Consider the following 14,204-nt stretch of genomic DNA (forward strand, 5'->3'; position numbering starts at 1 on the left):
ATCATTTTTTTTCGTAAATTTGCAAATATAACACTCACATATATACTGCTTTAGTATGGTTTCTCAAATAACAAGAGGCATAAAAATATCTGTTTTGACTAGTTTTGAAGGCACTTACTTCAAAAACTATAAGATTCATTTTGCCTTTAGTTACGTTATTACAATCGAAAACCACAGTAAAGATTCGGTACAGTTAACATCCCGTCACTGGGAAATTTTCGACTCTTTAAACGACTTAGAAGTGGTTGACGGAGAAGGCGTTATAGGAAAAAAACCCGTTTTAAAACCAGGAGAAAATCACACATATAGTTCTGGCTGTTTATTATCATCTCCTTACGGAGCAATGAAAGGTCATTTTAATATGATTAATTTTACTACAACCAAAATATTTAAGGTTATAGTTCCTACTTTTAGAATGTGTGCTCCTTTTGCACTGAACTAATTCAGTTTTTTATTTCGATTACCTCATCTTTTGCAATTACATATACTTTATCTTTTTCTTCGGGAATCAGATAAAAGTTACCTGTAAACGCTCCAAAAGCTGGAAAGATTAATTGATTTGGTTTTCTAAAAAAGCACGACAAACCCAGAAATTGTTTTCCCAATCCTTTTAGTTTAATCCCTGGATGGATGTGTCCGCACAAATTAAAAAAGTTTTCTCTTGTTGAAGGATGATGCGTCAACAAAAAGCCATCAATTATAATTTCTGAATGAATTTCAATATTTAAATCTGTATAATGTTTTTTTGAAATAACATCATGATTCCCTTCTATCAAAATAAGCTGCTGAGTAATTGTCTTGGTCCAGTCTGAAAATAAATCCCACTCGTTGTTCATTTTACTGTGGAATAAATCGCCAAGGAAAATAATCGTTTCAATATCAAATAATTCCAGAATATTGTTTAACCGGTTAAAATTCTCCGGAATCGCTTTCTCCGGAATCGCCATTCCGTGTTTTCTAAAATGCGAGACTTTACCCAAATGCAAATCTGATATTAAAAGTATTTTTTTTTCTTCCCAGAAAGCCGCACCGCAAGGATGTAAAATAAAATTTTGCTTGTTGATTGTAATTTTCATATTCTATTATTTCATGTAACTCGCTGTCATCTTTTTGATTCTTTCTGCTAATGTTTCACTGGATAATTTCTCTCTTAATCGGTCTGTGATGATTGGAAAACTGAACGGAGTTGGCTTTTTACATTGTTTCCAAACGATGGTTTGCCGATTCACTCTTTCCAAAGCCTGAATCAAACGCCCTTCTTCCAGCTGATGTTCAAATGTTTCTGAATAAGCCTGCTGCAGCAGTAAATTATCGGGCTCATAATCCCTAAAAACTTCAAAAAGCAGTTGCGAGCCACTCTGTAAATGTTTGGTTTTTACTGGTCTTCCGGGCATTCCGGTAAATACCAATCCGGCAATTACGGCGATATCCCTGAATTTTCTTCGCGCCATTTCGGTCAGATTTAGACTTTTTTGCAAATCTTGATGTACGTGTTCTGTTGAAAACAAATTATTGTCAAAAACAGACTGCATGTCAATTTCCTGGTCGGAAAGCAATTCAAATCCGTAATCATTATAGGCAAGAGAAAAAGTAATTGGAGACAATAAACTAATACGATATGACAAAATACTCGCTAAGGCTTCATGCACAAACCGACCTTCGAAAAGGTAAAAAACAGCATGATACCCTTCTCTGGTTTTGAAAGTTTCAATTAAAAATTCATCATCAGAAGGTACAATACTTTCTTTTCGCTGTCTTGCAAAAATAGGCTGTAAAGCTTTTAATTCAGGAGTTAGCTCATCACTATTTGCCGCATACAATTCATCCCGAAGCAATTCGCTCATTTGTACCGATAATGCCATACGTCCGCCCATCCAGCTTACGGTTCGGGATTCTTTTTTGGGATCTGCTTTTCGTACCAATACCTGCATGTTTTTTACACGAAATAATTCCAATCTTTTTCCGGCGAAAGTAAAAACATCTCCAGGCTGTAGTTTTGAGGCAAACCATTCCTCAATATTTCCTATGTAACCACCGCTTAAAAACTTGACATTTAATGACGCATCTCCAACAATAGTTCCTATCTGCATTCTGTGATGCATCGCAATCAGTCGGCTGTTGATTTTAAAACGTCCGTCTTCTTCGATTTCTACTTTTTTGAATTCATCATAGGCCTGCAAGCTTTGACTTCCATTGGTTATGAAGTTCAGAATCCAGTTCCAGTTTTCTTTGGTTATGTTTTGATAACAGAAGGTTTGTTGGACTTCATCAAAAATTTCATTCGGAAAAAATCCATCAGAAACAGCCAAAGTATTCAGATATTGCACTAAAACATCCCAACTGTTCAAATACGGAATTCGGTCTTCAACAATGGTTTTGGCAACCGCTTTTTTCAGTGCTGAAGCTTCAATTAGTTCAATGGCATGTGTAGCAAGAAAATAAATTACACTTTCTTTTCCGGGTTGATGACCGCTTCGTCCTGCTCTTTGCAGAAAACGGGCAACACCTTTTGGCCCACCCACCTGAATGATGGTTTCAACAGGAGCAAAATCAACTCCTAAGTCTAAACTAGAAGTACAGACTACAACTTTTAATTCTTCATTTCTAATCGCATTTTCAACCCATAAACGTGTTTCCCTGCTAATGCTTCCGTGGTGCATCGCCATATCTCCGGCAAACTCCGGATATTTCTCCAATATCGCCTGAAACCACATTTCGCATGCAGAACGCACATTGGTAAAAATTAAAGTGGTTTTGCTTTTGCGTACTATTTTTGCCACCTCATCAATTAGATGCAGTCCCATGTGACCACGCCAAGGATAACTGTCCATTTTGTCGGGCAATATCGAAAGAACTTTTATTTTTTTGTTGATATGGGCTTTAATCAAAACCGAATTTTGATAGGCTTCAGAATTTAATCCTAATAATACTTGCTGTGCTAATTCCAGATTTCCAATGGTAGCAGAAATTCCCCAAATTCGTATTTTTGGAGCAACTGTTTTTAATCGGGATAAAGCCAGTTCCATTTGAACACCACGTTTAGTTCCTAATAATTCATGCCATTCATCGACCACAATTGCAGAACAACTGGCAAAAGTTTTCGAAAATTCTTTGGATGCCAAAAGCAATTGCAGACTTTCGGGTGTGGTAACCAACAGATCCGGCATTTTTTTGCTTTGCTTTGTTCTTTCGCTTTGAGAAGTATCACCAGAACGAATTCCGACAGTTAATGGCAAATCTAAATCCGTAATGATTCGTTCTGCGGCTTGTTTTATTTCTACAGAAAGTGCTCGCAAAGGCGTAATCCAAATCGCTTTTAAACCGGGTTTATGCTTGGTTTTATAATTCGGATTTTTCTTCATGTAATCGAGAACTATTGGAAACCATAAGGCATAGGTTTTTCCGCTTCCCGTTGGCGCGTTCAACAATCCGTTTTTGCCTTGCAGAAATGCTGTCCAGGTCTGGGTTTGAAAAGGAAATGCTTTCCAGCCCTGATCTTGAAACCAGTTTTCTGCAATGGTATATAGTTCGTCTCTGTTCATTTTTTTATAAGGTTCAAAGTTGCAAAGGCTCAGAGGGACAAAGCTTAGCTGTTTCCTAAAGTTTTTTTCTTTGAAACTCTGTTACTTTGTCCCTTTGAACCTTTTATGAAATCATACTCTTCAAATCTTCAATTGAATTAGCATCCTCAATTTTCTTGTCCTGCCGCCATCTCAAGATTCTTGGAAAACGGGTTGCGATACCGCTTTTATGTCTTTTTGAAAGTGCAATTCCTTCAAAACCAATTTCGAAAACCAATTGAGGTGTTATACTTCGCACAGGGCCAAATCGTTCCAGCGTATTTTTCTTTATGAAATCATCTACTTTTCTGAATTCGGCATCGGTTAAACCGGAATAGGCTTTTGCAAATGTGACTAATTCCCGTTCGCCGTTGTCATTGGTCTGCCAAAGTGCAAAAGTATAATCGGTAAAAAGATTTGAACGTCTTCCATGTCCGCGCATCGCATAGGTCAAAACGGCATCAATTACCAAAGGTTCTATCTTCCATTTCCACCAATCGCCTTTTTTTCTTCCTACCTGATACGGTGAATTGTTGCGTTTTATCATCAAACCTTCGCTTTTCATTTCGCGGGCACGCATTCTTTCCGCTGCAACATCTTCCCACGAATGAAGTAAAACTCTTTCTGATAATTGAAAATGTGGCGTTTTATCTTTTATCGAATCATATAATTGTTCTAATAATAATCTTCTTTCGGAATAAGGTATGTTTCGAATATCTTTGCCTTCCCATTCTAAAATATCGTATGCTTTTAAAATTACGGGAACTTTTTCCAATAAAGATACAGAAATAGTTTTGCGGCCAATTCTGGCTTGTAAATCGTTAAATGTTCCAATTTCCTTTTCGGGAAAAGCTAAAATTTCAGCATCAATCACCGTTCCGTTTGGAATAATTCCGACGAAAGATTTAAACTCCGGATATTTATCGGTTACGAGCTCCTCTCCTCTTGACCAGACATAAATTTCGTTTTCACGAATGATAGTTTGCGACCGGATTCCGTCCCACTTATGTTCTATTGACCAGTCTTCGGGATTTCCTAAATTATCCACTTCTCCTTCAATTGGATACGCGAGATAAAAGGGATATGGTTTTGATAGATAATCACTACTTTTTTCATCCAGAATTAATTCCTGAAACGTAATTGTGTTTGGATCCCAATTTCCCATTAATTTATACGCCAATGCATCTTCGTCAACATCTTCTGCTTTTGATAAGGCACGGGTCATTAATTTTTGGCTAACGCCGATTCGTAAACTTCCGGTAATTAATTTGGTAAAAACAAAGCGTTCATAATAATTGAGAGCCAGCCAATTTTCATGTAAATATTCTTTTTTCTCAATATCTGATTTCTTTTTTAAGGCAATAATTTCCTGCAGATATTCGGTTAAACTTTTATCCGAATGCTCTTTTGTGGTTGGAATAATCAAAGCAATAGTTTCCGCCAAATCGCCCACAATATGATAACTTTCCTCAAAAAGCCATAGCGGAATATTGGCCAGTTCATTTGCCCAAATTCGCAATAAGGTTGTATTGACAGGCCTTGGCGGACGACGATGAGACAAAATAGCGATTGTCCATACTTTATCCTCCGGCGATGCATTTTTAAAATACGTCGTCAGCGCGTCGACTTTTACGTTCGTTTTATTCGAGCTGTCGAGGGTTTTTATAAGCTGGGCAAAATTTTTCATCTACAATTCCTTATTTTCAGTAATGTCCGGAGTTTCATTTTGTTCAAATACAACTTCCTTTCCATCTTTTTCCATTTCTGCCGCTTCGCCTTCGTATTGTGTTTTTTCGGTTCTGGCGTCGTAACCCAATTCTCTTAAATATTTGGAGAAAATATCCGTATAACCGTGTGTGCCGATTACTCTTTCTGCTCCGGTTGATTTGATACTATCTAGAAGTGAATACCAATCGCAATGATCGCTCAACACAAAACCCTTGTCAATGGCACGTCTTCGTCTTGCGCCTCTAAAAGCCATCCATCCGCTTGCTGAACCAGTTACAAAAGGTGTCATTTTTCTAATCCAGATACTTCCATGCGCACTTGGCGGAGCGAGCACAATATTTCCTGCAAATTCTTCTTTTTTTGTTTCTCTTGTCACTAAGGTTGTGGGTGGAAAATCTACCATCGGACGTAAAACATTCGTCATATTCTCGATTGCGCCATGCGTGTATATTTTACCAATATCTGTGTCTAAATATTTTAAAAGCCGTTGCGCTTTGCCTAAAGAATAGCCAAAAAGAATGGACGTTTTTCCCTCCGCTTTATTTTCTGCCCACCAATTATTGATTTCTGTAATTACTTCTGCCTGAGGAGTCCAATTGAAAGCTGGCAATCCAAAAGTACATTCGGTTATGAAAGTGTGGCATTTTACGACTTCATAAGGAACCGAAATTCCGTCATCTTCTGTTTTATAATCTCCTGTAAAAACCCAGACTTCGCCTTTGTGTTCTACCCGAATTTGAGAGCTTCCTATAATGTGTCCGGCAGGATGCAATGAGAATTTCACATTATTGATGACAAAGGTTTCTCCCCACTCTTTTCCGGTCACATTTATTTCACCCAATCGATGACGAATTATGGGCACATTGGTACGATGTGTTATATAATTTTGATGTCCCCAACGGGAGTGATCGGCGTGACCATGTGTAATAATAGCATTTTTTACCGGCCTCCAGGGATCGAGATATACATCGGCCTGTTGACAGTAAATTCCTTTGTCGTTAAAAACTAAAAGCGGAATTTTCATAGTATAAAAAATTGAAGCAATTCAAATTTAAAACTTTATACAAACAGACATTTTACAGTTTGATGGCATTAGTTTATTAAATTACAACATTTTAATATTGTATTGTGATATAATCAAAATAACCTTTGTACTTTTGCCTAAAATTAAACAATTCGTAATTTTAAAAATATCTTATCCCATGTTAAAAGGATTTTTTAATGTACCTAAAGCGGTCAACGAACCGGTAAAAGGATACGCACCAAACTCACCGGAAAGAGCAGCTGTTCAGGCAGCTTATACCACAATGTGGAATTCTCAAATCGACGTTCCTTTGCATATTGGAAGCGAAGAAATCAGAACCGGAAACACAAGAAACATTACAGCTCCACATGATCACCAGCACGTTGTTGGAAAGTATCATTTGGCTGAAAAACAACATATCGAAAAAGCGATTGCCAACGCTCTTGAATCAAGACACGCATGGGCAAATATGGCATGGGAACAACGTGCGGCTATTTTCTTAAAAGCAGCTGAACTTATTGCAGGACCATACAGAGCACGTATTAATGCTGCCACTATGATTGGTCAGTCTAAAAATATTCACCAGGCAGAAATTGATGCTTCTTGTGAGCTTATTGACTTTTTACGTTACAACGTAGAATTCATGACTCAGATTTACGCAGATCAGCCAAAATCGGACTCAACAACGTGGAATCGTTTAGAATACAGACCTCTTGAGGGCTTTGTTTACGCAATCACGCCATTTAACTTTACGGCTATTGCTGCCAATCTACCGGCAAGTGCTGCGATGATGGGTAACGTTGTGGTTTGGAAACCAAGCGACAGCCAGGTGTTTTCTACAAAAATTATCCTTGATGTTTTCAAAGAAGCGGGAGTTCCGGATGGCGTTATCAATGTCGTTTTTGGAGATGCCTTAATGATTACGGATACTGTTTTGGCAAGCCGTGATTTTGCAGGTGTTCACTTTACAGGTTCTACTCATGTATTTAAAGATATCTGGGCAAAAATTGGAGCAAACATCCACAATTATAAAACATACCCAAGAATTGTTGGAGAAACTGGTGGTAAAGATTTTATCATTGCTCACCCAAGTGCCAACGTAAAACAAGTGGTTACGGGAATCACACGTGGAGCTTTTGAATTCCAGGGACAAAAATGTTCTGCAGCTTCAAGAGTTTACATTCCACAAAGTTTGTGGCCAGCTGTAAAAGAGCAGTTAATCACTGATGTAAAATCAATGAAAATGGGCTCTCCTGAAGATTTTGGAAACTTTATTACGGCAGTTATTCACGAAGGTTCTTTTGATAAATTAGCGAGCTACATCGATCAGGCTAAAAAAGATGCTGATGCTGAAATTATCATTGGAGGAAACTACGATAAATCGGTTGGATACTTTGTAGAACCAACGGTTATTGTAACGACAAATCCAAAATATACTACAATGGAAACCGAATTATTTGGACCTGTTGTAACTATTTATATTTATGAAGATGCAAAATGGGAAGAAACTTTAGAATTGGTTGATACTACTTCTGAGTATGCTTTAACCGGTGCTGTTTTCAGCCAGAATCGTTATGCGATTGAAACCGCTACTGTAAAATTGCAAAATTCAGCAGGTAACTTCTACATCAACGACAAACCAACCGGAGCTGTTGTTGGAATGCAGCCTTTTGGTGGTGCAAGAGCTTCAGGAACTAACGACAAAGCAGGTTCTGCACTGAACTTATTGCGTTGGGCTTCTCCTAGAACGATTAAGGAAACTTTTGTAACTCCTGAGGATTACAGATATCCTTTCTTGGGAGAATAGTCTTAAAGTCGAAGGTCAAAAGTCTTAAATAAAGGACTTTTCAATATAAAAAAGCCGAATCTTAAATTTAAGATTCGGCTTTTATTTGTTTTTTTTGGTTGATGTAAATTGAATAACCCAGACGATTAAAATTTATTCTCCACTTCCGCAGCTTGCAGCATTAGATAATGCAGGTCGGTATTTTTTACGAAAGGTTTTAAAAGTTCACTTCCCGGACCAAACATTGCCAGTTCTACGTAATCAGCAGAGTGATCCATACTGATCCAGCCAACAGAATTTATTTTCCCCTGCATTTCTGCAAAAGCTTTATAGGGTAATTTTTTGTAATTATACAAACCATCTTCTTTGTGTAATCCGTCATAGTAGCCTAATACATATTTTGCCTCTTCATCAGTAACCGAATGACCGTTTGCTTTTTCAATAATTTCCTTTACCTGAGCAACGGAAGATTGCGGTTTTATCTGATTCAAAATCCATTCGTTGGTCTGAGTGTATTTTTGGATACTGTCGAAATTATCATTGGCATTTTTTCCGTAAATAATTCCCGGATTTGCATTTCCGTGATCTGTTGTGATGATTACTAATGTTTCTTTGTCTTTTTCAGCAAAATCAATCGCCACTTTTACAGCTTCATCAAATTCGATCTGATCGTGAATCAAACCTGCAATATCATTCCCGTGCGCAGCCCAGTCTACCTTTCCGCTTTCAATTTGCAACACAAAACCATTTTTATGGTCTTTCATTCTGTTGATTGCTTTTTGAGACATTTCAGCAAGGCTAGGAACAGTGGTTTTTAAGTTTTCATCACTGTTTCTGTCCACATAATACGGAAGTCCGTCATCTGCAAACACACCCAGAACAGGTTTAGAATTGGATGCTGCATCCATTTCAGATTTGGTTTTTACAACCTGATATCCTTTCGATTTAAAAGCGGCATACATGTCTTTTTTATCTTTTCGTAATTCCGGACTGAAATAATTGGCTCCGCCTCCCATCATAATGTCAAAACCCAATTCTAAATATTGTTCGGCAATATCCTCCTGTGCATTTCTACTTTTGCTGTTCACACAAAAACCCGCCGGAGTGGCATGTGTAATAGGAACTGTAGTTACACAACCTGCCATTTTTCCTGATTTTTTAAACTTCTGCCAAATCGGTAAATGTGGTTCTCCGTTTGGACTTACATTAAGCGCTCCGTTATTTACACGAAAACCTCCTCCCCATGAAGAACTCGCAGCAGAAGAATCGGTTACTATAGAACTCGCAGAGGCTGTATCCATCAAAGCTCTTGAAACCTTATTGTCTTTATACAATTGCATCCAGTTAGAACCTTTGCCTGTTTTTCTGTTCAGAAACAAATCGGTCATATTAAGCGTCCCGGTACTCATTCCGTCACTAACCAGTAAAATGATATTTTTTGCTTTTTTGTTTTTATTTACAGACTCTAAATCCAAAACATTTGCAGAACCCTCAAACGGATTCATAATTGCCGCCCCTATCGTAAACAATGAGCCGTTTCTAAAGAACTTCCTTCTATTCATTATAACTTTATTTAAGTATTTTCAAAGATAAAAAAAATGGAACAGCTACAAATTATCATTAAGTTATGATTGCTTTTGTAGCATAAAAAAACCGATAACAATTTAAGTAAAATGCTATCGGTCTTTTATATGTAGAAATAAAAATTAAGGCTGAAATTTCAATGGCAAATGCACTACTTTTTTGGTTTCAAAAAACTCATCTTCAAAAATTGTAGACAAATCATATAAAGTAGCTTTTGGGAAATCTTTTAACTCTTCGGTCAAATCACCACCTTTTAAATAGAGAATTCCGTTTTTCAACGTGTGTTTGTGCTGCTTCTTGATTTTATCATGAATCCAGGAAACAAAATCCGGCATGTTGGTTACGGCACGGCTTACTATGAAATCGAAATCTCCTTTTACCAGTTCGGCTCGTTTTTGTTCTGCTTTTACATTTTTCAGTTCCAAAGCATCTACAACGCCCTGAACTACTTTTATTTTTTTGGCAATCACATCTATCAGATAAAAACGTGTTTCCGGAAAAAGAATCGCTAACGGAATTCCCGGAAAACCACCGCCTGTTCCCACATCCAAAACAGTTGCCCCGGGTTCGAATTTCATGATTTTGGCAATTCCAAGAGAATGCAAAATGTGCTTGGTATATAAGGAATCAATATCTTTTCTGGAAATAACATTGATTTTTTCATTCCAGTCATGATATAAAAAGTCTAATTTTTGAAATTGTTGAATTTGAATGTCGGTCAAATCAGGAAAATACTTCAGAATCTCATCCATTGTTGTAAATTTTTAACAAAAGTACTACTTTACGATTGAAATATTTAACTCAATTTTGCAAATTGAAAATTTATAATAATTACCTTTGACAACTATTTAAAATTAATATGAATAATACCGCACCGACATTTTCAAAGCAGGACAATCTGAAGTTTTTCAGAACGCTTAACTCACGGGTAAACAATTACTTCAAAGAAAATAATATCCCAAAAACCGGAAACTGGAAGCTGCACTTAAAAGCTATTATTCTTTTTACCATTTTCCTAACCCCGTATTTTTTAATTCTCGCGCTTGACATGCCTTTCTGGGCGCAATTATTATTGAATATTTTGATGGGTATCGGCATGGCCGGAATTGGAATGAACGTTATGCATGATGGGAACCATGGTTCTTACTCTTCAAAATCATGGATCAACAAAATAATGGGTGGCAGTATTTATGTTTTAGCCGGAAATGTATACAACTGGCAGGTTCAGCACAATGTTTTGCACCATACTTACACCAATATTCACGGGCATGATGAAGATCTTGACGCCGGAAGAATCATTCGTTTTACACAAAATGCAGAATGGCACCGTTTTCATAAATTCCAGCATTATTATTCATTCTTTTTATATGGTTTACTAACCTTTAATTGGGCTTTGACTACCGATTTTAAACAGATGAAAAATTATCTGAAAAGAAAATTATCTTATGGAGCACCACAAAGTCCAACCAAATTATGGACTGTTTTGGTTATTACAAAAATAATTTACGTAATCATCTGGATGGCTTTACCTATGTTACTGGGAGTAATCTGGTGGAAAGTTGTTATTGGTTTTTTTGTAATGCATTATACAGCTGGATTAATCCTAAGTATTGTTTTTCAATTGGCACACGTTGTAGAAGAGACCACCAATCCGATTCCAAATGAAGAAGGAGAAATCGAAAACACCTGGGCTATTCACCAATTGTACACTACAGCTAATTTTGCTCCAAAAAACAAAATTGTAAACTGGTTTACAGGTGGTCTGAACCATCAGATTGAGCATCATATTTTTCCAAATATCAGTCACATCCATTACGGAAAAATTGCTGAAATTGTAAAACAGACAGCAAAAGAATGCAACTTGCCTTATCATGAATTCAGAACCATGAGAGGCGCCGTACTGGCTCACTACAAGCATTTGAAAGATCTTGGAGCAAAACCTGAATTCGCATAATCTAATTAAAATCTATTAATAATAACCTCTCTTAAAGAAAACAGCAAATTTAAGAGCAATTAAATTTTTTATAATGAACCATATTCTTTCAGACAGAATTAACAATTTAGCAACTTCGCAGACTTTAGCGATGGCTGCATTAGCCCGCGAGCTAAAAGCACAGGGAAAAGACATCATCAGTTTAAGTTTAGGTGAACCTGACTTTAATACACCTGACTTCATTAAAGAAGCTGCAAAGAAAGCAATCGACGATAACTACAGTACATATTCTCCTGTTGACGGATATCAGGATTTAAAAGAAGCTATCTGCAGAAAATTCAAAAGAGACAATGGTTTAGAATACAAACCTTCTCAAATCGTAGTTTCTACAGGAGCAAAACAATCTTTATACAACATTGCTCAGGTAATGTTAAACGACGGTGACGAGGTAATTTTACCAGCACCTTACTGGGTTTCTTATTTCGAAATCGTAAAACTTTCTGGCGGAGTTCCGGTTGAAGTTCCAACTTCTGTTGAAACAGATTTCAAAATCACTCCGGAGCAATTAGAAGCTGCAATCACGCCAAAAACGAAAATGATGTGGTTCTCTTCTCCATGTAATCCATCCGGATCTGTTTACAGCAGAGAAGAATTAACAGCTTTGGCTAAAGTTTTAGAAAAACACCCAAATATTTACGTAGTTGCAGATGAGATTTATGAGCACATCAATTTCTCTGGAACTTTCTGCAGTATTGGTTCTATCCCAGGAATGTTAGAAAAAACAATCACTGTAAACGGAGTGGCAAAAGCATTCGCCATGACAGGGTACAGAATTGGTTATATTGGAGCACCGGAATTCATTGCAAAAGCGTGTACAAAAATTCAGGGACAAGTAACTTCCGGAGCAAATTCTGTAGCTCAGCGTGCTACAATTACAGCTGTAGATGCTGACCCAAGCGTATTAAACGAAATGGTTCAGGCTTTCCACGGACGTAGAGATTTAGTAGTTGGATTATTAAAAGAAATCCCGGGTGTAAAAATAAACGTTCCGGAAGGAGCTTTTTACGTTTTCCCTGACGTTTCTTCTTTCTTCGGAAAAACATTAAAAGGACACGAAATTAAAGATGCAAACGACGTTTCAATGTATCTTTTGGCAGAAGCAAATGTTGCAACAGTAACTGGAGACGCTTTTGGAAATCCAAACTGTATTCGTTTCTCTTACGCAACAAGCAATGATATTTTAACGGAAGCATTACGCAGAATCAAAGAAGCTTTGACTGCGTAAGCATTAAAATAATTAAATTTAAAAGGGTGTTTTCCAGAAAGAAAACACCCTTTTTTTAGTTTATTAAAAGTCCTGCAATATCCTTTGTAATCGAAGTCGGAGAATTACAATCACAATTGCTCAAGCCAACAACATAAATTTGTTCCGAAGGTTCATAGACTCCCATAGACTTAAATCCAAAGATACTTCCTCCATGTTCGTGCACAATTTTGTTTTTTATTTTTTCAATGTGCCAGCCGTACCCATAATCTATTTTTTTACCATTATTCAATTGGTAGTTTGTAAATGCCTTCTTTGTAAAAGCATCATTTAATAAAACATTATCGTTTATGGCGTTTTGCCATTTTAATAAATCGTCTACAGTAGACATGATCGCTCCCGAAGCAAACGGAATTGAAAAACTAATGTAATTTGCATTCATAAATCCATCCCGCTCACGATAACCCGAAACCCTGTTTTTAATTACTTTTTCATGACTGGCGTAAAAACTATTTTTCATTTCGGCTTTTTCAAAAATATGTTTCGTTATGAATTCTTCGTAAGTCTCCCCTGAAACTTTTTCAATAATATACCCCAAAAGCACATATCCTGAATTACAGTATTTATATTGTTCGCCTGGCTTAAAATCCATAGGTTCATTCTTAAAAAAATCAACCAGCTCTTTCGGCGACAAATCTTCTCTGGCAATATTTTTAATTGACTTCATAGTTGTAAAATCTTTAATACCTGAAGTATGGGTAAGCAAATGATGAATTGTAATCAAATTTCCCTGCGTTGGGTAATCAGGTATAAACTTCGTGATTTCATCATCCAGCTTCAACTTTCGTTGTTCGGCTAACATCAAAATTGAAACCGCTGTAAATTGTTTGGTCATCGATCCAATTTCAAAAACAAATTCGGGTTTCATTTTAATATCCCTTTCCAAATCTGCCATTCCAAAAGCTTTCCGATAAACAACTTTTCCTTTTTTAACAGCTAAAAAAATGGCTCCCGGGTTTTCAGGTTTAAATTTAGAAGTAATCAAACTATCAATTTTAGATTCTAAATTTTGAGAAAATCCAGCCTGAAAAATTAAAAGAAGAATTAAAGATTTTAAAATTGTTTTCATTTAGTGGTTGAATTAATGATTGATGTTTACTTTGACGAGAAAATTCAACATCAGGTTACAATTTAAAATTATATAGGCGCATCACTCTATCCCTAACTTAAACCAGTTTACAAAAAGTACATGGGAAAAGAAAATCTGTTGAAATTTATTTTCTTAACCTTTCAGATTTTCCATTTCAGAGGCTTTTTTATTGGCA

General features: G+C 36.7%; 11 protein-coding genes. 4 read left to right on the forward strand and 7 right to left on the reverse strand.

From position 1 onward, the window contains the following. Nucleotides 1–55: 55 nt before the first annotated feature. Nucleotides 56–442 (forward strand): Co2+/Mg2+ efflux protein ApaG, encoded by a 387-nt coding sequence (gene apaG, locus AAEO57_RS05460; protein ID WP_163408655.1) that lies wholly within the window; start codon nt 56–58, stop codon nt 440–442. Nucleotide 443: 1 nt separating this feature from the next. Here apaG and pdeM read toward each other — a convergent pair whose 3' ends face one another. From pdeM to AAEO57_RS05480, 4 genes are all read right to left on the reverse strand, one after another. Then, nucleotides 444–1,076: a ligase-associated DNA damage response endonuclease PdeM gene (gene pdeM / locus AAEO57_RS05465; protein WP_341690324.1), complete on the reverse strand. Its 633-nt coding sequence runs from the start codon at nt 1,074–1,076 to the stop codon at nt 444–446. Nucleotides 1,077–1,082: 6 nt separating this feature from the next. Next, nucleotides 1,083–3,542 carry a ligase-associated DNA damage response DEXH box helicase gene (locus tag AAEO57_RS05470; RefSeq protein ID WP_341690326.1) on the reverse strand — a complete coding sequence of 820 codons (2,460 nt, stop codon included), beginning with the start codon at nt 3,540–3,542 and terminating at the stop codon, nt 1,083–1,085. A 103-nt stretch (nt 3,543–3,645) separates the two neighbouring features. Next, nucleotides 3,646–5,247 carry an ATP-dependent DNA ligase gene (locus tag AAEO57_RS05475; protein WP_341690327.1) on the reverse strand — a complete coding sequence of 534 codons (1,602 nt, stop codon included), beginning with the start codon at nt 5,245–5,247 and terminating at the stop codon, nt 3,646–3,648. Further along, complete coding sequence (locus AAEO57_RS05480; RefSeq protein ID WP_341690329.1) at nt 5,248–6,312, reverse strand: ligase-associated DNA damage response exonuclease; 1,065 nt, start codon at nt 6,310–6,312, stop codon at nt 5,248–5,250. A gap of 178 nt (nt 6,313–6,490) precedes the next feature. Between AAEO57_RS05480 and pruA the strand changes: the two genes are divergently transcribed. Then, entirely contained in the window at nt 6,491–8,119 is a 1,629-nt protein-coding gene (gene pruA / locus AAEO57_RS05485) for an L-glutamate gamma-semialdehyde dehydrogenase (RefSeq protein WP_341690331.1), read from the forward strand. Nucleotides 8,120–8,244: 125 nt separating this feature from the next. Here the strand turns inward: pruA and AAEO57_RS05490 are convergent, their stop codons facing one another. Together AAEO57_RS05490 and rsmG are read right to left on the reverse strand one after the other, a co-directional pair. Continuing rightward, complete coding sequence (locus AAEO57_RS05490) at nt 8,245–9,660, reverse strand: alkaline phosphatase (protein WP_341690333.1); 1,416 nt, start codon at nt 9,658–9,660, stop codon at nt 8,245–8,247. Nucleotides 9,661–9,804: 144 nt separating this feature from the next. After that, complete coding sequence (gene rsmG, locus AAEO57_RS05495) at nt 9,805–10,434, reverse strand: 16S rRNA (guanine(527)-N(7))-methyltransferase RsmG (RefSeq protein ID WP_341690335.1); 630 nt, start codon at nt 10,432–10,434, stop codon at nt 9,805–9,807. Between the two features lie 107 nt (nt 10,435–10,541). On the opposite strand from rsmG, the gene AAEO57_RS05500 reads away from it, so the two are divergent. Both AAEO57_RS05500 and AAEO57_RS05505 read left to right on the forward strand, forming a co-directional pair. Continuing rightward, complete coding sequence (locus AAEO57_RS05500; RefSeq protein ID WP_341690337.1) at nt 10,542–11,636, forward strand: fatty acid desaturase family protein; 1,095 nt, start codon at nt 10,542–10,544, stop codon at nt 11,634–11,636. Nucleotides 11,637–11,709: 73 nt separating this feature from the next. Beyond that, nucleotides 11,710–12,900 (forward strand): pyridoxal phosphate-dependent aminotransferase, encoded by a 1,191-nt coding sequence (locus tag AAEO57_RS05505; RefSeq protein ID WP_163392636.1) that lies wholly within the window; start codon nt 11,710–11,712, stop codon nt 12,898–12,900. 55 nt (nt 12,901–12,955) lie between these two features. Here the strand turns inward: AAEO57_RS05505 and AAEO57_RS05510 are convergent, their stop codons facing one another. Continuing rightward, nucleotides 12,956–14,008, reverse strand: a complete 1,053-nt coding sequence (locus tag AAEO57_RS05510) for a serine hydrolase domain-containing protein (protein WP_341690341.1) — start codon at nt 14,006–14,008, stop codon at nt 12,956–12,958. Nucleotides 14,009–14,204 lie beyond the last annotated feature (196 nt).

This window comes from Flavobacterium calami (genome assembly GCF_038290035.1).
Taxonomy (GTDB): Bacteria; Bacteroidota; Bacteroidia; order Flavobacteriales; family Flavobacteriaceae; genus Flavobacterium; species Flavobacterium calami.

Excerpts from the sequence above, each read along its gene's own strand:
- AAEO57_RS05475 (WP_341690327.1), bottom strand. The coding sequence starts at position 5,247 with ATGAAAAATTTTGCCCAGCTTATAAAAACCCTCGACAGCTCGAATAAA.
- pdeM (WP_341690324.1), bottom strand. The coding sequence starts at position 1,076 with ATGAAAATTACAATCAACAAGCAAAATTTTATTTTACATCCTTGCGGT.
- apaG (WP_163408655.1), top strand. The coding sequence starts at position 56 with ATGGTTTCTCAAATAACAAGAGGCATAAAAATATCTGTTTTGACTAGT.
- AAEO57_RS05490 (WP_341690333.1), bottom strand. The coding sequence starts at position 9,660 with ATGAATAGAAGGAAGTTCTTTAGAAACGGCTCATTGTTTACGATAGGG.
- AAEO57_RS05480 (WP_341690329.1), bottom strand. The coding sequence starts at position 6,312 with ATGAAAATTCCGCTTTTAGTTTTTAACGACAAAGGAATTTACTGTCAA.
- AAEO57_RS05470 (WP_341690326.1), bottom strand. The coding sequence starts at position 3,542 with ATGAACAGAGACGAACTATATACCATTGCAGAAAACTGGTTTCAAGAT.
- AAEO57_RS05510 (WP_341690341.1), bottom strand. The coding sequence starts at position 14,008 with ATGAAAACAATTTTAAAATCTTTAATTCTTCTTTTAATTTTTCAGGCT.
- pruA (WP_341690331.1), top strand. The coding sequence starts at position 6,491 with ATGTTAAAAGGATTTTTTAATGTACCTAAAGCGGTCAACGAACCGGTA.
- AAEO57_RS05505 (WP_163392636.1), top strand. The coding sequence starts at position 11,710 with ATGAACCATATTCTTTCAGACAGAATTAACAATTTAGCAACTTCGCAG.
- AAEO57_RS05500 (WP_341690337.1), top strand. The coding sequence starts at position 10,542 with ATGAATAATACCGCACCGACATTTTCAAAGCAGGACAATCTGAAGTTT.
- rsmG (WP_341690335.1), bottom strand. The coding sequence starts at position 10,434 with ATGGATGAGATTCTGAAGTATTTTCCTGATTTGACCGACATTCAAATT.